The following is a 17,794-nucleotide window of genomic DNA, read 5'->3' on the forward strand; positions in this document are numbered from 1 at the left end:
GGCCGCGGCGCGGCCTCGGGCAACAGTTAATGAATGTTAACTGAAATACCGCGCCGCCGCACTCACCCCCGCGGAGCCGAGGACCCGGCACCGCCGCTAGGGTGGACGGCATGACCTCCAGCAGCACCGACTTGGCCACCTGGCAGGACCGTGCGGACCACGCGGCCCGCTCCGTGACCGGGCTGTTCGGCCGGAACCTCTTGCTCCTTCCCGGAACGCACCTCGCTGCCGTGGTGTGGCAGGGCAGGCACCCGGCCGGGAAGGACGCCCCCGAGGCGGGGCAAGAACCCGTTGCGGGGCAAGAACCCGGCCGGCCGCGGGAGCGGTGGCTCGCCGCACTCCGCGGCGCAAGGCCTGCCGCGGGTCTGCTGTCCCCATGGCACTACTGGTGGCAGGCGCATTACGTGGACTGCCTGGTGGACACCGGCCTGCGAGAGCTGGCCGGCGGAGCCACGCCGGCTGCTCGGTTCAACGGGCCGGACCGTCCCAGCGCAGGGCATCTCGCCTCACGGCTGGTCACCGGTATGAGGCTCCGCAATGCCCTGACGCTCGTGAACAGCTACTACGACGACATGGCATGGCTGGCCCTGGCGACCCTGCGGCTGGACAAGCTCGCAGAAGAAGCGCAGCGGCCCGGGCGCCGGCGCAACGCCCGGGTGCGTTCCGCACTGGCCCTGCAGTTCGACTCCGCCTGCACCGACGATTTGGGCGGGGGGACGTTCTGGAGCAAGAAGCGCGATTTCAAGAACACCCCGGCCACGGCACCTGTGGCGTTGTTCTATGCCCGCACCGGCCGGCGCGGCATGGCACAGACGCTGCTGGACTGGCTGGACGCCACCCTCTTCGACCAGGACCAGGGACTCTACCTCGACGGTGCACGGCTGGGTCCTGCCGGGGATGTGCTGGTGGAACGGTCGCTGTACACCTACAACCAAGGCCCGGTCCTGGGCGCCCTCCTGGAACTGGGCGGCGACGCCAACCTGGCCCGGGCCGCCGCACTGGTGGACTCCGTCCAGCGGCTGCTGACCGTTCCGGCAGCCGGCGGCAACGCCAACGCCGGCACGGTGCTGCGCTGCGAAGGAACGGGCGACGGCGGTCTCTTCACCGGGATCCTCTGCAGGTACCTCGCGCTTGCCGCGGCGGACCGGCGGCTACCCGGGCCTGCCCGCGCTGCGGCCGCTGCGTTGGTGCTGGACACCGCCGAGGCGTTCTGGGCCGGACGGCGGCCGGTGGGCGCCGGTGAAGCAAAGGCGCCCCTGGCCGGCAGGAGCATCTTCTCCGTTCACGCCTGCCAACCCGCGGACCGGACCTATCCGCCGGGAGTGCCGGTGGAGCTCGCCACCCAGCTGCAGGCCTGGATGACGCTGGAGGCAGCGGCCACGGTCATGTCCGCCGGCCGGGCCACTGAACAGCCCGGTCCGGCCGTATGACAGGCAAGCCCGGCCAAACCGGCAGGGCCTGCGCTCAGCGGATACCGGACAGCGGCGTGACTGTTCCGGCTTTCAGCGTCAGGGGCACGTCAGCGGCCAACCGGACCTCTTTCGGGCCTGCCGGCGGGAACATGAGGGACGTCAGGGACTGTCCGTCCACGAAAACCTCCACGGAGGACCGGTCCACGTAGGCGGTCAGCTGCACGGTCCCGCCGGCGGTGCGCGCCTCCACCGAACGGGCCTGGCGGTACTCGCCGCTGCCCTCGGAGGGTCCCTTCCCCTGGCCGCCGGCCGCGGCGTCCCCGTCCCGGGTGATGAAGGCCCGGCCGGCCGCGAAGTCGTAGCCGATGGTGGCGTAGGTGGTGCCACCGCTTTGCAGGAGCAGGGTGGCTTTCCCGGTGCCGTCGGCGGGTTTTTCCAGCTCGACGTCGGCCTTGAACGCTCCGGTGTCCGGGATGGGCAGGGTACGGGCATCCCGGATCGGGCCGGCGGGCACCTGGACAGGCGTCCCTTCCAAGGACTGGAGCGCAGGGGTGGGCGCCTGCACCAGGGCGGGGCGGCCGGTGCCGGACGCGAGCCGGATGTCGCGGACCACCGAAGCCGCCCCGAACCAGCCGTCAGTGGGCAACTCCCGGGCATAGGCCCAGTTGTTCATCCAGCCGATGGCGTGCCGGGATGCCTTCCGTTGGCCATCGCTTTGGCGCGGATCATCCCAGGTGACGGCCGCGTAGAAGTCCGCCCCGCCGTCGAGCCATTGGTGGCCGCCGTCCGCCGTGAAGGCCTTGCCGTCGAACGTGCCGGTCCAGTAGGCCAGGCCGGTGGTGCGGCCTTCCTTGGAACCGTTGGCGCTCGCGGCCAGGACCCAGGTGCGTTTGGCGGGGTCGCCGTCGATGTCCATTTGGAAGAAGTCCGGGCACTCCAGGATACCCAGCCCGTCCTGCTCGAACCCGGACATGTAGGTCCACCGCTTAAGGTCGGGGGAGGTATAGAACCCGATCTTGTGGCCCTCAGCGAGGAGCATGAGCCACTGGTTGTTGGCGTCGTCGCGGACAGTGCGCGGGTCCCGCCAGTGCTCCGCGCCGGGGTTTTCCATCACCGGGTTGTGTCCATAGCTTTGGAAGCTGTAGCCCTGGTCCGTGGAGTAGAAAAGGGACTGGCGCTGCACGCCGTCGAGCTGCTGGGTGAGCACCGCGATGACCGCCCCCTTGCCAAAGCCCGCGGTGCCTTCCGTATCCACCACGGCGGAGCCGGTCTCGATGTCCCCCAGTCCGTTGCGGAACTTGGGGATGGCCACGCCCCGGTTCTCCCAGTGCACCAGATCGGTGCTGGTGGCGTGGAACCATTCGGTCCCGTTCCCCTCCGGATAGTCGGCGTTGTAGAGGTAGTAGTAATGCCAGAGACCATCCAGGAAGAACGGCCGCTGGGGATCATTCATCCACCGCTGGTCCGGGGTGAGATGGTAGGCAGGCCGGTAGCCGGTTTGGCCAGCCGGTGGCGCCTGCGGCCCTGGGGGTGCCGTTGATGCTGGGGGTGCCGTGGGTGCCGCACCATCGTGCTGTCCGTCGACCGTCCGCGTGTTTCCGGTAATCACCAGGGCCGCCGCCACCAGGAGCACGGCCACGGCTGCGGCCGTCCACAGAAGGGGGCGGCGCCGAAGGGCGGCATACGCCGGTCCGAAAATTTTGGGGAGCATGGGGTCATCGATCCGTCGCTGAACGCACAAGTGCCGTCCCCCGGGTCGGGGAACGGCACCAGCGCAAGTGAACCGTCAATTTTACCCGGCAGGCCGCCGGGAGCCGAATCCGGTTCGTCATGCGGCCGCAGCTAGTCACGGCCTGCGGGGCGCTTCTTCTGCGGATACGGCGTCTCGCCCCGTGCCAGCATCTCCACGAACGCGGCGATCCGGCGTTCCCGGGTGGCTGCCTGCTTGGCCGTGTTGGTCCGGAACACCAGGGCGAACAGGTTGGTCTTGGTCAGGACATCGAACATCTCCTGCGCGGCCGGGTTCGCGGCGATCGCTGCCGCAAGGTCCGGGGGGACCTCCACGTCGGCCTGGCCGCCGTAGGCTGCTTCCCAGCGGCCGTCCGCCTTGGCCGCGGCAACTGCCGCCCTGCCGGCGTCGGTCATCTTTCCCTCCGCTTCCAGCCGGGCGACATGCCCCACGTTCCGGGCGGACCAGATACTCCTGGGCCGCCGGGGTGTCATCCGCTGGAACGAGCTTTCATCATCGCGGCGCCGGAGCTGCCCGTCGATCCAGCCAAAGCACAGGGCCTCATCCAGGGCCGCCGGATAGTCGAGGCCGGTTACCGTGCCGCCCTTCTTATGCAGCACCAGCCAGACGCCGGGGCTGGTGTTGTGGTTCGCTTCCAGCCAGGCGCGCCAGGCAGCGGCGTCGGGCACCAGCAGTTCCTCGAGGTCATCGGCCATGGCCCCATTCTGCCGGGAAAATGACCTGCCACAAGCCCCTGCGCACCGGCCGGCCACGTGGCATCATGGCCATACAGCCGCACGCCACCCAGCACCAAGGACAACGCCATGCTCCGAGTCCGCCCCGTCCACTTCACCTCGCGCACCGACACCTGGAAGCAGTTCCTTACCGTACTGGGGATGGCACAAACAGAGGACGACGGCGGCTGGCAGGTTTTCGATTCCGCGTCCGGCCGCCTGGCGCTGCATGGGGCGGAGGCCGGGTCCGGGCAGGACGGCCGCACCGTCTTCGCGGTGGAGGTGGGCGACGTGGCAGAGTTTGCCCGCCGCACCAACGACTCGGCACAGGAGGAGGCAACCGTGCCCGCCGAACTGGTCACGGCCGACCACGGCGAAGCCTGCCGCATCAGCGCGCCGGACGGCTTCAGCTTCTTGGCCGACAAGGCCGTCCACGAGGCCCAGTGCGCCGACGCCGACCCCGCCCTTGCCGTCGTCGCCGTCTGGTACACCGCAGATCCGGAAGCTGCCGTCCGCACCATGCTGCATATCGGGGCGCGGCCGCGGCCCGTGCCCGACGACGACGAAACCGCCGACTTCACGGCCAAGAACGGCGGCGTCCTGCTGGTCCGGGCGGCGTCCGGGCCGTCCCGCTCCGGCCTGGGCTTCGAGTACGGCGGCCCGCTGGAACCGTTGCGGGAGCGGCTCGCTGGAGCCGGTTTCCCGGCCAGCCTTACCGAGGAGGCCTTCGGGAGCACCCTCCACGTGGCCAATCCGGACGCTGGCAGCCCCAACGCGCCCGCCACCGTCTGGATCTCGGAGCGCCGCCCCATGGGGTAGAACTTAACCATGAACGTGCGCACACCTGACCCGAATCCCGGCTGGCTCTCCGAAGAAGACCTCTTTGAGGCGCGCGGGCGGCTGCCCATGGTGTACGTGGAGGCAGTTCCGGTCAGGCTGGACCCGCTGGGCTACGTCAACGAGGTGGGAACGCTGCTGCAGGCCGATGCCGACGGGACCATGGTGCGCTCCCTGGTGTCCGGCCGGGTCATCTACCGCGAGACCATCCGCGCCGCCCTGCTGCGGCACATGGAAAAGGACCTGGGCCCCCTGGCGTTCCCCCAGCTTCCGCTCAGCCCCGTGCCGTTCACGGTGGCCGAATACTTCCCGGCACCGTCCCAGACAGGGTTCACCGACGAGCGGCAACACGCCGTGTCCCTGGCCTACATCATCCCGGTCACGGGCGAGTGCGAACCCCGCCAAGACGCCCTGGAACTGACGTGGATGACCCCGGAAGAAGTGCTCAGCCCGGGCGTCCAGATGGAGTTTTCCGGCGGCCGCGGCGGCCTCATCCGGCAGGCTCTGGCCTTCGCAGGCGTGGGCTTCTGACCACCCCGCCGGGACGTGGGGGTCCCCGGTTTTAGGTGCCCGGCTTTGTAGACTGTAGGGCGGACCGCAAGAGAACTTAAGGACTCCCATGACCGAAACACCAGCCGCCAGGCACCACCGTGAACAGCAGGCTGGATCTCTGACCACCGGCACCCACATCCTCCTTCCGGACGGCCAACGCACCGCCGAAATCGACCAGGTGGAGCTTGAGCGGGACGACTACGGCTCCCCGGCCCTGGTACTGGCGAGCCTTTCCGGCGGCGGAACGCTGAGGGTTGCCGTGGGCGCCACGGTCACCGTTGTGGATGGAGCGCACGACGACGTCACGCAGCTTCCGCTGCCGGCGGACCTTCCAGAGGCCGCACCTTTGCCCGAGGCGGGAGCCGCGCCGGCCCAGCCGGCGGCCGGGACGGGCCCCATTGCGGTGGCGCCCGCCGTCGTCCTTCCCCCGCTGCCGCCCGCGCCGCCCGCGGCAACCGGACCCAGCGAGGAGGAGCTCGCGCTCATCCCGGCGCCGGCCGGCACCCCTGAGTCCGTGGTGGAAGCCGCTGCGGAAGCGCACCCTGATGCGGAGGGTGTCCTGCTCCTGGCCGACCGGCTGTCCAAAGGGGTCAACTTCAAGTCCGGCAGCTGCCTGAAGGACCTCAGCGACCTCGCGCACGAACTGTTCGTCACGCTCAAGGACGCAGACGCCGCGCTGTCCGTCGCGGACCTCCTCACGGTGCTGCCCTACGACGGCAACCCGGGCCGGTGGACCTCCGTGGAAGCATCCCTGGCACTGGCCAGCTACATCTGCCGGCAGGACGGCCAGGATAAACGCGCCGAAGTCTACGAGAAACTGATCCGTACCCCGGAAAACCAGGAAACGGATCCGTTCAAGGCGCGCATGGCGGCCAAGGTGCGGCAGCGCTCACTCAACGAGCCCAACCTGTACGACAAGGAAATCTTCCGCTCGATCGACAACTCCAACCACGACGCAGAACGCGAATGGCGGCTCCTGCGGCTGGAGTCCCTGCTGTTCCTGCGTGCCCACGGCGGTTCGGAAACCATCGGCATGACCGAACTTGAACGCCGCATCAGCAACGAGCTGGAGGCAGTCCGAGCCTGAGCCCGGCGGCGACCCTCCGGCGGTAAAAATTCCCCCTACCCGGGGCGAAGCCGGAGTTGTACATTCGGGGCTATGACGAACAATCTCAGCGTAGTGATCAACGCCGACGCGCCGCAGGTCTGGACCATGCTGCGTGAACCGTCCAAGGTGGCCCAGTGGCACGGCTGGCAGGCCGAGGACCTGGAGTCCGAGATCAAGCAGATCTATTTCTCCGGCGACGAACAGGAATCCGCGGACCATACCAGCCTGACGGTGCACGGCGGGGACACGTTCGAACTCCACCCGGTGCCGGAAGGGACAAGGGTCAGCGTCACACGCGGGGCGCTGGACCACAATTCGGAGTGGGCAGCCTGGGACGAGGACATCACCCAAGGGTGGCTGACGTTCCTGCAGCAGCTCCGCTTCGCGCTGGAACGCCACCCGCACGGCAAGCGGCACACCCTGTTCCTGCACCTGACGGGCGGGAAGGGCTCGGCCATCGAAAAACTCGGACTGAAGGACCTTCCGGCCCCGGGCGAGCCGTACCAGGTCACTTTGGATACCGGAGAGGAAATCAGCGGCAAGGTCTGGTACCGGACCAGCCACCAAGTGGGCCTCACCGTGCACAGTTACGCCGAGCACGGCGAAGGGCTGCTGGTGGTTGCGGACCACCCTGCCATCAAGGACGTCCGTGCGGAGGGCGACGGTTCGCTGGTGGTGGTTTCCACCTATGACCTTGGCGCCGGAGCCTTCGACGCCGTGCGTTCCGCCTGGGATTCTTGGCGGGAGGCCAACTACCCCGGGACGGACCCAGCCAGCTGACGCTCCGCCGCCGGCCTGCCCGGGGCCGGTTGCCGGCGTCGTAAGGTTTGCTGGCAGACTGGTGTGGTGCCTGCCAACCCTGCCTTCGCCCTGCCTGAAACCCAATCGCAGTTCTCTTTCACCGTAGGCACGCGGCTGGCGGACTCCTGCCCGCCGTCAGCGGCCCAAGAAAGGGAAAACGGCGGCGAGTTCCTGGGCCGCACCGGCACCATCACCACCCCGCACGGTGAGATCCAGACGCCGGCGTTCATCGCCGTCGGCACCAAAGCAACGGTCAAGGCGGTACTGCCGGAATCGATGGCGGACCTGGGCGCGCAGGCCCTGCTGGCCAATGCCTACCACCTGTACCTTCAGCCCGGCCCGGACATCCTGGACGAGGCCGGCGGCCTGGGCGCCTTCATGAACTGGTCCGGTCCCACGTTCACGGACTCCGGCGGTTTCCAGGTGATGAGCCTGGGGTCCGGGTTCAAGAAGGTCATCGACATGAAGACTGTTGCTGCCGCGGGCGCACCCGGCCCGGATGACGCCGTGGCCCCCGGCAAAGAGCGCCTGGCGCACATCGACGACGACGGTGTCTGGTTCAAATCCCACCTCAATGGCGACCGCCACCGCTTCTCCCCGGAAATTTCCATGCAGGTCCAGCACCAGATCGGCGCGGACATCATGTTCGCGTTCGACGAGCTCACCACCTTGCAGAATTCCCGCCGCTACCAGGAAGAGTCCCTGGAGCGCACCCGGCTGTGGGCGTTGCGGTGCATTGAGGAGCACTTCCGCCTGACGGAGGACCGCGCGGGCAAGCCGTACCAAGCCCTGTTCGGCGTGATCCAGGGGGCACAGTACGAGGACCTCCGCCGGAAGGCGTGCCGGGACCTTGGTGCTATGCCGTTCGACGGTTTCGGTATTGGCGGGGCCTTGGAGAAGGAGAACCTGGGCACGATCGTCCGCTGGTGCAACGAGGAACTGCCGGAGGACAAGCCGCGCCACCTGCTGGGGATCTCCGAGCCGGACGACATCTTTACGGCCATCGAAAACGGCGCCGATACGTTCGACTGCGTCTCCCCCACCCGCGTGGCCCGGAACTCGGCCTTCTACACGCCCTACGGCCGGTTCAACCTTTCCGGCGCCAAATACAAGCGCGATTTCGGGCCCCTGCAGGAAGGCTGCGACTGCTACGCGTGTGCCAACTACTCCCGGGCATACATCCACCACCTGTTCAAGGCCAAGGAAATGGTGTCCGCCACCCTCATCTCCATCCACAACGAGCGGTTCGTGGTAAAGATGGTGGACGACGCCCGGCTGGCCATCGAGTCCGGCACGTTCTTCGACTTCAAGGCGGAAACCCTGGGCCGGTACTACTCCTGAGCGTACTCCCGGCAGCCTCCGCTATCCTGACCAGATGCTCATTGAGATCCAGGCCGCAGCAGGCCCTGCCGAAGCCCTTGTCGCCCGTCCGTCCAGCGGAACCGGCCCGTTCCCCGGCGTGATCCTTTACATGGACGCCTTTGGCCTGCGCCCCCGCATCGAGGAGATGGCGCAGCGCATCGCGGACTGGGGCTACGTGGTGCTGGCTCCCAACGTTTTTTACCGGGATGGAACCGTGGAGCAGCTGGCCCCGGCCGTTGACATGTCCACCGACGAAGGCCGGGAAGCGGCCGGCAAGGCGGCGTTCCCGCGGGTCGGGCACCTGACGTCGGACAAGGCGCTGCCGGACATCGATGCGTGGGTTGCCGCGCTGGCCGGACTCGACGGCGTTGCCCCCGGCCCCATCGGAACCACCGGCTACTGCATGGGCGCCCGACTTGCCGTCCGGACCGCCACTGCGCACCCCGAGCTAGTGGCAGCCTGCGGTGGCTTCCACGGCGGCGGCCTGGCCACGGACGAGCCGGACAGCCCGCACCGTGGGCTGGGGAACGCACGGGCCCGCTTCGTGTTCGGCCACGCCGACAACGACAGGAGCATGGCCCCGGACGCTGTGGCCCGCTTGGGCGACGCGCTGCGGGACGCGGGCTTGGAGGCGTCCAACGTCATCTACACCGGGGCTCCCCACGGGTACACGATGGCGGACACGTCGGCCTTCCACCCTGAAGCCACGGAACGACATTTCCGTGAACTGCGGGCCCTCCTGGACGGGACGCTGAAGGCCTGACCCGGCCGGCCGCCGTCGAACTCGCCGGAAAGCTGCCGGATCGCCGGAACGTTGCGGCGAGCCCGACGGCTTCCGGCGAGCTGGACGGCTTGCGGCGAGCCCGGGGGCAGGGCGGCCCTGGCAGGTTTTCCACATGACGACGGCGGCGCCTTCCTAAGTTGCCGCAGCGGCAGGATCCTGTCCGGATGACACTCCAGCCGCCTTTCCGTCTCCCCTCCCTTCCGAGCACCGGCAACCTATGGCGGACGGCGCAGTTGCACGAGAGCGGCCTCAATTCCCGGGCCATCAAGGCATTGGTCCTCCACGGGAAGCTGGTACGGCTTCGCCACGGCTGCTACATCCGCGCCGAGCTGTGGGAGAAGCAGACAAGTCCCGTCCGCAGCAAGCAGTTGATTCGCGCGCACGCGCACGGGACGCTGACCACCTCATCGGGCGGCTATGTGTACAGCCATACCTCTGCGGCCCGGATGCACGCTCTGCACCTGTGGGCAGTCGATGACACGATCCACCTTCTGCTGCCGCGGAATCCTTCCAGCGAGCGGCTCGGCAAGGATGTCCAAGGCCATACCCGGCCGTGGACAGCGTCGGAGGTGGTCACCCTCGGCGGCCTCAGGGTGACCTCGCTGGAGCGGACGGTAGTTGATTGCGCCATGATGCTGGGTTACCGCCAGGCACTGGTACTGACCGATCATGCCCTCCGGCTTGGGGCCGACAAAACCCTCCTCGAAAGCATGGCCGAGGGGCTGGAGGGGCGCCGCGGGATCCGGACCCTCCGGCGCGCCCTTAACCATGCAGATCCACGTTCGGAGTCAGCCGGCGAAACACTGACCCGGGAACTCCTGATGCGGCTGAAACTTCCCCTGCCGGAGCCCCAGGTGTTGGTAGCAACTCGTGCCGGCCGGTACCGGCTTGATTTCGCCTGGAAGGACAAGAAGGTGGCACTCGAATTCGACGGGAAAGCGAAGTACTTCGACTACCGGCCAACGGCTGAGGTGCTGTTTCAGGAGCGGCAGCGCGAGAAGGACCTCACCGAGAATGGCTGGACCTTCCTTCGCCTGACCTGGGCCGACCTCTTCCGTGAACATGAGTTCAAAGCCCGTGTCCTGGCCGCACTTGGGCGGTAGCCAAACCGCCGAGTGGAGCGCCAGATCGCCGGAACGGGACCAGATCGCCCGTTCTTTCCGGCGACCTGGCATCTTTCCGGCGACCTGGCATCTTTCCGGCGATCTGACACCCACCCGGCGTGGAGCGCCACACCCGGGGCGTTGCCGGACCACAGCGGATATCGGATCCCAACCAGTCTTTGAACACGTTCAGTTTTGTGTCACACTCATTTTTGAACACGTTCAAGAGTGGGGAGACGCGGTGGTAGCCAAGAGCGAACAGACGCGGCAGCGGGTGGCGGACACTGCGCTGCGCATGTTCCGTGAGATCGGCTTCGAGAAGACCACCATGCGCGCCATCGCTGCCGAGGCAGGCGTTTCCGTAGGCAACGCCTACTACTACTTCGCGTCCAAGGACGATCTTGTCCACGAGTTGTACATCCAGGTGCAGGCCGAGCACGCTGCCCTGGCCTCCGAAGCGCTGGAGCGGACCGCCGGATTCGCTGAGCGGCTGAAGGCCACATTGCATGCCGGCCTTGACGTCATGGCCCCGTACCACCGCTTCGGAGCGGACTTCGTGGCCACCGCCATCCGGCCAACATCGCCGGTGAACCCGTTCTCCGGGGGCTCAACCCTTGCTCGGGAAGCATCCCTGGATATCTTCAGGAACACGGTGGACGGGACCCGCCCTGCCGTACCGAAGAAGGTGCGGGACGACCTGCCGGAACTGCTCTGGCTCTGCTACATGGGCATCACCCTGTTCTGGGTCTACGACACCTCCGAGGGCCAGCGGCGGACCAGGAAACTGGTGGACGGAGCGGCTCCACTGGTGGCCCGCGGACTGGCACTTGCCCGCATCCCGGGAGTCGGCAAGGTGCTGGACGACGTCCTCGACCTGAGCCGCAGCATCCGCGGATAAGAAAGACAACAACCATTGGGGAAAAGATGGACAGAGCAAGGACAGTTGTACTGGCAGGCGCTTCGGGCTTCATTGGCACCTACCTGCGCCGGCGTTTCCAGGAGGACGGCTGGATGGTGCGGACCATAGGACGAAAGGGAACCGGCAGTGCCGGGGCAGCATGGGCCGACGACGCCGGCATGGCCCGGGTGCTCAGCGGCGCCGAACTGGTGGTGAACCTCGCCGGACGCTCCGTCTCGTGCCGTTACAGCGAGCGGAACAAGGGGGTGATCATGGACTCGAGGGTGTCCACCACCAAGGCACTCGGCCGGGCCATCGCGCGGTGCCAGGAGCCGCCGTCGACCTGGCTGAATGCCAGCACCGGAACCATCTACCGCGATGCCCGCGATCGTCCCCAGTCCGAGTTCGACGGCGAGCTGGGCACCGGCTTCTCGGTGGACGTGGCCAAAGCTTGGGAAGCCGCCCTTGAGTCGGCGGTCACACCGGGAACCCGGAAGATCCCCCTGCGGATCGCTATCGTGCTGGGCCGCGGCGGCGGTGCAGTGGCTCCGTTCGCCAACCTCGCACGGCTGGGGCTGGGCGGCCACATGGGTGATGGCTGGCAGAAGTTCAGCTGGGTCCATGTGGAGGACCTGTACCGCAGCATCCGCTTCCTGCACGCGCGGACCGGCATCGCAGGGCCGGTAAATGTGGCTTCACCGGACGTGGTGAGCAACCGGGAGATGATGCACTTGGTGCGCCGGGCCTACGGCGCGCGCTTCGGCATACCTACCCCGGGATGGCTCCTTCGGGCAGGCGCCATCCTGATCCGCACGGAGACCGAACTCGTTCTGAAGAGCAGGTGGGTACAGCCGCAGAAACTGCTCGACGCGGGCTTCGTTTACAGCCAGCCGGAGCTGGGGCAGGCCTTGCTGCAGATCGCCCGGTCCCGGCCGTGAACCGCCCGCTCCACGTCCCCTTTGGACCAGGGGCATTCCTGCCCGGCGCCCCGCTGACAGGCTCTGAACCGCTGGATTCCTGACCATATGACGTCCCGATGCCCTGTACGTCACCACATGGAAAGCGCCCGACGCCGGGTGGCAGGATGGGGGCATGACTTCCGCTACCCCTGATGCAACGCTGTCCGTCAACGGTCCCGCCGTCGTCCTCACCATCGCAGGTTCCGAGGCAACCGGCGGTGCCGGCGCCCAGACCGACCTGAAGACATTCCAGGAGCTGGGCGTCTTCGGCATCGCGAACCTGACCTGCATCGTCTCCTTCGACCCGAAGGACAGCTGGAACCACCGCTTCGTGCCGGTGGACCAGCAGGTGATCGCTGACCAGCTGGAGGCGACGACGGCGGCGTATGGTCCGGCCTCCGGCGCACCGTCCGCGCTGGACACGGTGAAGATCGGCATGCTGGGCAGCCCGGCAACGATCAGCACGGTGGCCTCCGCGCTGCAGGAAAACAGCTTCGCCAACGTGGTCCTGGATCCGGTGCTGATCTGCAAAGGCCAGGAACCGGGCCATGCGCTGGACACGGACCAGGCCCTGAAAGCCCAGATCCTGCCGCTGGCAACCTTCGTGACGCCGAACCACTTCGAGGCGGAGTCCCTGTCCGGGCTGGAGATCACCGACGTCGAGTCCCTGAAGGCCGCCGCCGTCCGCATCCACGAACTCAGCGGTGCAGCAGTCCTGGCCAAGGGCGGGGTGCGGCTGGAAGGCCCGGACGCCGTCGACGTCTTCTACGACGGTGAGACCCTGGAAGTCCTCACAGCCCCGAAGGTGGGCGAAGTTGCCGTCTCCGGTGCCGGCTGCTCGCTCGCCGCAGCCGTGACCGCGGAGCTGGCCAAGGGCGCCACGCCATTGGATGCAGCCCGGACCGCCAAGGACTTCGTCACCGCCGGTATCCGCAACCGCGTAGCCTCGGGCGCCCCGTTCGATGCGCTCTGGCAGGGCGGAGCCCGGTAGAACCTCTTCTCCCCGCGCCGGGTTCGCCGGAAACCCTCGAGATCGCCGGGAGTTTCCGGCGAACCCGGGAGTTTCCGGCGATCTCGACGTGTTCCTAGCGCCGCGGGATGTTGCGCAGGTTGCTGCGGGCCATGCTCACGGCCTCGCCCGCTCCCCGGTTCAGGACCACCTTGGACATGGCGGTGGCGAACCCCAGCACCTGTGACCCGGAGATCTTGGGCGGGATGGACAGCGCTTTGGGATCGGTGATCAGCTCCACCAGGGAGGGACCGGGGTGTGCAAAAGCCTCCCGGTACGCCGTCTCGATCTGTGCCGGATCCGTCACGCGCACGGCGTGGAACCCCAGGGCCTTGGCCACGGCGGCGTAGTTGGCGTCCGGCACGTCCACGCCGAAGTCGGGCAGGCCATCCACCAGCATCTCCAGCTTCACCATGCCCAGAGTGGAGTTGTTGAAGACCACCACGTTGACCGGCAACCGGTGCGCCGCCACCGTAATCAGCTCCCCCAGCAGCATGGACAGGCCGCCGTCGCCCGAGACCGAGACCACCTGCCGGCCGGGATAGGCCAGCTGTGCGCCGATGGCATGCGGCAGGGCGTTGGCCATGGACCCGTGCAGGAAGGACCCGATCAGCCGCCGGGTGCCCAGCGGGTTGATGTAGCGGGCGGTCCAGACGTTGCACATGCCCGTGTCCGCGGTGAAAATGGCGTCCTCTGCCGCCACCTGGTCCAGGAGCGAGGCCGCGTACTCCGGGTGGATGGGCTGCTTTTTCTCCACCTTGCGGGTGTAGGCGCCCACGGCCTTGTTCATCAGCCGGTCGTGCTTCTTGAGCATCTGGTCCAGGAACCGGCGGCTCTTCTTGGCCTTCACCAGCGGCAGCAGGGCCCGCAGGGTGGGGAGGACGTCGCCGTGGACGGCAATGTCGACGTCGGTCCGCCGGCCCAGCCGCTGCGCCGCCCGGTCCACCTGCGCGGTCCTGGTGTCGGGCAGGAACTGGTCGTACGGGAAGTCCGTGCCGAGGAGGATCAGAAGGTCGGCGTCTTCGATGCCCTCGGCGGCGGCGCCGTAGCCGAGCAGGCCGGTCATGCCGATGTCGAAGGGGTTGTCGTACTGGACGAAGTCCTTGCCGCGGAGTGAGTGCCCCACCGGCGCCTTGGCCAGCTCAGCGAGCGCCATCAGCTCTGCGTGTGCCCCCTCCACGCCGGCGCCGGCGAAAATTGCCACCTTGCCGGCGTCGTTGATGGCGTCCGCGAGCGCTTGGACGCTGGCCGGATCCGGGACCAGGCTGGCGGGACGGAAGGCGGCCGGCAGCGGGGTGGGTGCCGTTGCCTCGAGTCCGGCAATGTCGCCGGGAAGGGTCACGACGGCGACTCCCCCGAGGCCCACGGCGTGCTGGATGGCGCTGTGCATGACCCGCGGCGCCTGCTCGGCGGTGCTGACCAGTTCGGAGTACACCGAACATTCGTTGAAGAGCCGGTCCGGGTGGGTTTCCTGGAAGAAGCTGCTGCCGATCTGCTTGCTGGGGATGTGGGAGGCAATGGCCAGCACGGGCGCCCCGGACCGGTTGGCGTCGTACAGGCCGTTGATCAGGTGCAGGTTGCCGGGGCCGCAGGATCCTGCGCAGACCGCTAGCTTGCCGGTGAGCTGGGCTTCGGCGGCTGCGGCAAAGGCGGCGGCTTCCTCATGGCGGACGTGGATCCAGTCGATCCCACCCTTCGCCGCCCCACCTGTTTGCCGGACGGCGTCCACGATCGGGTTGAGGCTGTCACCCACAATCCCGTAGATCCGCTGCACGCCGGCAGCCTGGAGTTGTTCGATGAGCTGGGTGGCAAGTTCCTTGGCCATGAGTGCAGACTCCCGCGTTTGTGGTGCTGTGCTGACATGGCCCAATATAGTCCGCCCGCGCCCGGCGGACCGCCCGCCGCCAGCGGCCGAGGTGGTGCAGCTAGCCGGGCGCGTTTGCCAACGCTGCCTGCGCCTCCGCGAGGAGCGCGCCGGCGAGCAGGGTGGCGGTCCGCACAATGAACGCACGACGCCGGGCGGTGCGGTCAGGGCCGCTGCCCGCCAGGAGGGTGTCGATCTGGGGCAGGACGGGCCAGCCGTCGCAGAGGGTGATGACGGTGATCAGCAGGTCCGCGGCGTCCGTGCGGTCGATCCCGGGCAGGACGTCAAGCACCTGGCCCACCTTGATGGCGCAGTGGTCGGACCGGGTGGCACGGCTGACGGTTTCCTTGCCGCGTTCAAGGCCTTCCCAGAACAGGAGCCGGGGCAGGACGCCGTCGGTGGTGTGCCGGTCAAAGAGGCGGCCGGCGTATTCTCCAAACGCTTCCGGCCCGCTGCCGCTAATGGGTACCTCGGTCATGACCCGGACCATTTCGGCGGCCAGGACGGCGTCGAAGAGCTCATCCTTCTTGCCGAAGTACTGGTAGATGCGTTCCTTGTTCACGCCCGCGGCAGTTGCGATCCGGTCCACCCGGGCCCCCGCCAGGCCCTTGGCACTGAACTCCTCCGTGGCAGCAGCGAGCAACAGTTCCTTGGTCCGCTCCGTGTTCCACGCCATGACACAAGTCTACACAATTCCAACCAGGTAGTTGCAATTGTTGCAGGCCGCGGTTTATTGTCATTGCAAACAAAAAGCAACTAACTAGTTGGAGTTTCCATGGACACGGTGACACAGCCCGCCTCCCCCGCCATTGCCAATTCGACAACCCCCACGCCACCGGAGCCCGCGGCGCTGCCCATTCCGCCGTCCATCCACGTCCGCGCCGCCATCACCTGGCTGGCCATCTTCCCGCTGGTGGCCATCGGAATGATGGCTTCCGCCCCGTTGATGGAAAGCTGGCATCCCATCTTCCGGGCGATGGCCCTGACCATGGTGGTGGTGCCGACTGCGGTGTACGTGGTACTGCCCCGCCTGTTCGCCGCCCACGGCTTCCTGGCGCGGCGGCGGACTGCCCGGCGCTAAGGACCCCCAGCGCATAAAGGAGGCGTACGACGACGGCCTGGCAGCCGTCGTCGTACGCCTCCTTGGGAACCAGGCACCCTGGTGCCTCCCGGACTAGACGCCGAGCGGATCCTTGTCCTTGCCGCCACCCACCGGCGTTTGTTCCCAAGCGTGGCCCTGCTCGTCATCGAGATGGGTGGCCTTCTTGTTCTTCAGGGCGAAGATGTAGACCAGCAGCGAGATGCCGATAGCCACGGTGACGTAGGTGAAGAGGAGCTCAACCTGTCCGGCCTTCTGCAGCGCGGCACCGATCAGCGGCACCGTCCCGCCGAAGAGGGAGTTCGCGATCGCGTAGCCCAGGCCGACACCGAGGGCGCGGATGGAAGCCGGGAACAGTTCGGCCTTCACCAGTGCGTTGATGGAGGTGTAGCCGCCCACGATCAGCAGGCCGCCCATCATCAGCATGAAGGCCACGAAGGGATCCTTCGTCCCGGCGAGCGCGGACATCAGCGGCCAGGTGAACAGCACGCCGGTGATGCCGAACCAGAGCAGCAGGGGCTTGCGGCCCACCCTGTCCGAAATGATGCCGTAGACGGGCTGGAGCAGCATGAAGATGAACAGCGCCCAGAAGTTGATGACCGAGGTCGTTTCCTTGGCGATGCCGCTGGTGGTGTTCATGAAGCTGAGGATGAAGTTGGTGTAGGTGTAGAACGCCACCGTTCCGCCCAGGGTGACGCCGATGCAGATCAGCAGCGCCCTCCAGTGCTTGGTGAAGAGCAGCCTGAGCGTTCCGGGCTGGGCTTCCCCGGATGCCTTGGCGTTTGCTGCGGCCTCGACCTGGCTGGCGGAGACGGTTTCCTCCATGGAACGCCGCAGCCACAGCACGACCAGTGCGGCCACGCCGCCGATGGCGAACGGGATGCGCCAGCCCCACCCGGCCAGGGCCTCCTTGTCCAGGACGTTCTGCAGGACCACCAGCACCAGCAGTGCCAGCATCTGGCCGCCGATCAGCGTGACGTACTGGAAGCTGGAGAAGAACCCGCGGCGTTTGGCGGTGGCCGCCTCCGACATGTAGGTGGCGCTGGTGCCGTATTCGCCACCCACCGAGAAGCCCTGGACCAGGCGCGCCAGCACCAGCAGGACCAGCGCCCAGACGCCGATCACGTCCTTGGTGGGCAGGATGGCGATGAAGAATGAGCCCGCGGACATCATGGTCACGCTCAGCGTCAGGGCCGCCTTCCTGCCCTTGCGGTCGGCGAACCTGCCGAAGAACCAGCTGCCGATGGGCCGCATCAGGAACGTGACGGCAAAGACAGCCATGCCTTCCAGTGCGCCCTGCAGCGGATCCTTGGAGTTGAAGAAGTGTGGCTGGAAGTACGCCAGGAACGCCGTGTAAATGTAGACGTCGTACCATTCCACGAGGTTGCCCGCGGAGCCCTTCAGGATGTTGCCCACCGCCCGGCGGGTCTGGGCTGCCTCCGACTGGGGCGCGGCTTGTTGGGTGCTCATCGGTGAGTTCCTCCTGTAGTAACCTCGGCCTCCTGCGGCGGAGGGCCTCATCCACGGTATGGGTGATCCACCG

17 protein-coding genes are annotated in these 17,794 nt (G+C 67.5%); 12 read left to right on the top strand and 5 right to left on the bottom strand.

From position 1 onward, the window contains the following. The first annotated feature begins 110 nt into the window (after positions 1-110). On the top strand, positions 111-1,430 hold the full coding sequence (locus QRM96_RS17220) for a glycoside hydrolase family 76 protein (RefSeq protein ID WP_285320408.1): 1,320 nt from the start codon (positions 111-113) through the stop codon (positions 1,428-1,430). A 34-nt stretch (positions 1,431-1,464) separates the two neighbouring features. Here the strand turns inward: QRM96_RS17220 and QRM96_RS17225 are convergent, their stop codons facing one another. Together QRM96_RS17225 and QRM96_RS17230 are read right to left on the bottom strand one after the other, a co-directional pair. Next, positions 1,465-3,123 (bottom strand): glycoside hydrolase family 32 protein, encoded by a 1,659-nt coding sequence (locus QRM96_RS17225; protein ID WP_285320409.1) that lies wholly within the window; start codon positions 3,121-3,123, stop codon positions 1,465-1,467. A gap of 131 nt (positions 3,124-3,254) precedes the next feature. Then, positions 3,255-3,857, bottom strand: coding sequence for a YdeI/OmpD-associated family protein (locus QRM96_RS17230; protein ID WP_285320410.1), 603 nt, complete (start codon positions 3,855-3,857; stop codon positions 3,255-3,257). Positions 3,858-3,965: 108 nt separating this feature from the next. Between QRM96_RS17230 and QRM96_RS17235 the strand changes: the two genes are divergently transcribed. From QRM96_RS17235 to QRM96_RS17280, 10 genes are all read left to right on the top strand, one after another. Then, positions 3,966-4,694: a VOC family protein gene (locus tag QRM96_RS17235; RefSeq protein WP_133831092.1), complete on the top strand. Its 729-nt coding sequence runs from the start codon at positions 3,966-3,968 to the stop codon at positions 4,692-4,694. Between the two features lie 9 nt (positions 4,695-4,703). After that, a complete protein-coding gene (locus QRM96_RS17240) occupies positions 4,704-5,243 on the top strand; it encodes an NUDIX hydrolase family protein (RefSeq protein WP_018763774.1) in 540 nt (179 codons plus the stop codon). Positions 5,244-5,331: 88 nt separating this feature from the next. Next, positions 5,332-6,351, top strand: a complete 1,020-nt coding sequence (locus QRM96_RS17245) for a DUF6707 family protein (RefSeq protein WP_109045900.1) — start codon at positions 5,332-5,334, stop codon at positions 6,349-6,351. A 72-nt stretch (positions 6,352-6,423) separates the two neighbouring features. Then, positions 6,424-7,152 (top strand): SRPBCC family protein, encoded by a 729-nt coding sequence (locus tag QRM96_RS17250; RefSeq protein ID WP_285320411.1) that lies wholly within the window; start codon positions 6,424-6,426, stop codon positions 7,150-7,152. Between the two features lie 66 nt (positions 7,153-7,218). Continuing rightward, positions 7,219-8,514, top strand: coding sequence for a tRNA guanosine(34) transglycosylase Tgt (gene tgt / locus QRM96_RS17255; RefSeq protein WP_285320412.1), 1,296 nt, complete (start codon positions 7,219-7,221; stop codon positions 8,512-8,514). 34 nt (positions 8,515-8,548) lie between these two features. After that, on the top strand, positions 8,549-9,298 hold the full coding sequence (locus tag QRM96_RS17260; RefSeq protein ID WP_285320413.1) for a dienelactone hydrolase family protein: 750 nt from the start codon (positions 8,549-8,551) through the stop codon (positions 9,296-9,298). 185 nt (positions 9,299-9,483) lie between these two features. After that, positions 9,484-10,422, top strand: a complete 939-nt coding sequence (locus QRM96_RS17265) for a type IV toxin-antitoxin system AbiEi family antitoxin domain-containing protein (RefSeq protein ID WP_285320414.1) — start codon at positions 9,484-9,486, stop codon at positions 10,420-10,422. Positions 10,423-10,663: 241 nt separating this feature from the next. Continuing rightward, positions 10,664-11,320 (top strand): TetR/AcrR family transcriptional regulator, encoded by a 657-nt coding sequence (locus QRM96_RS17270; protein WP_109045896.1) that lies wholly within the window; start codon positions 10,664-10,666, stop codon positions 11,318-11,320. A gap of 26 nt (positions 11,321-11,346) precedes the next feature. After that, a complete protein-coding gene (locus QRM96_RS17275; protein ID WP_285320415.1) occupies positions 11,347-12,258 on the top strand; it encodes a TIGR01777 family oxidoreductase in 912 nt (303 codons plus the stop codon). A 154-nt stretch (positions 12,259-12,412) separates the two neighbouring features. Next, positions 12,413-13,270 carry a hydroxymethylpyrimidine/phosphomethylpyrimidine kinase gene (locus QRM96_RS17280; RefSeq protein WP_285320416.1) on the top strand — a complete coding sequence of 286 codons (858 nt, stop codon included), beginning with the start codon at positions 12,413-12,415 and terminating at the stop codon, positions 13,268-13,270. A gap of 94 nt (positions 13,271-13,364) precedes the next feature. On the opposite strand, the gene QRM96_RS17285 is transcribed toward QRM96_RS17280, so the two are convergent. Next, positions 13,365-15,113 (bottom strand): pyruvate dehydrogenase, encoded by a 1,749-nt coding sequence (locus QRM96_RS17285; protein ID WP_285320417.1) that lies wholly within the window; start codon positions 15,111-15,113, stop codon positions 13,365-13,367. Between the two features lie 100 nt (positions 15,114-15,213). Beyond that, positions 15,214-15,828 carry a TetR/AcrR family transcriptional regulator gene (locus QRM96_RS17290; protein WP_018763764.1) on the bottom strand — a complete coding sequence of 205 codons (615 nt, stop codon included), beginning with the start codon at positions 15,826-15,828 and terminating at the stop codon, positions 15,214-15,216. A gap of 99 nt (positions 15,829-15,927) precedes the next feature. On the opposite strand from QRM96_RS17290, the gene QRM96_RS17295 reads away from it, so the two are divergent. Beyond that, a complete protein-coding gene (locus QRM96_RS17295; RefSeq protein WP_285320418.1) occupies positions 15,928-16,233 on the top strand; it encodes a hypothetical protein in 306 nt (101 codons plus the stop codon). A gap of 93 nt (positions 16,234-16,326) precedes the next feature. Here QRM96_RS17295 and QRM96_RS17300 read toward each other — a convergent pair whose 3' ends face one another. Next, entirely contained in the window at positions 16,327-17,721 is a 1,395-nt protein-coding gene (locus tag QRM96_RS17300; protein ID WP_285320419.1) for an MFS transporter, read from the bottom strand. Between the last annotated feature and the right edge of the window lie 73 nt (positions 17,722-17,794).

This window comes from Pseudarthrobacter sp. lyk4-40-TYG-27, from assembly GCF_030209295.1.
Lineage (GTDB): Bacteria > Actinomycetota > Actinomycetes > Actinomycetales > Micrococcaceae > Arthrobacter.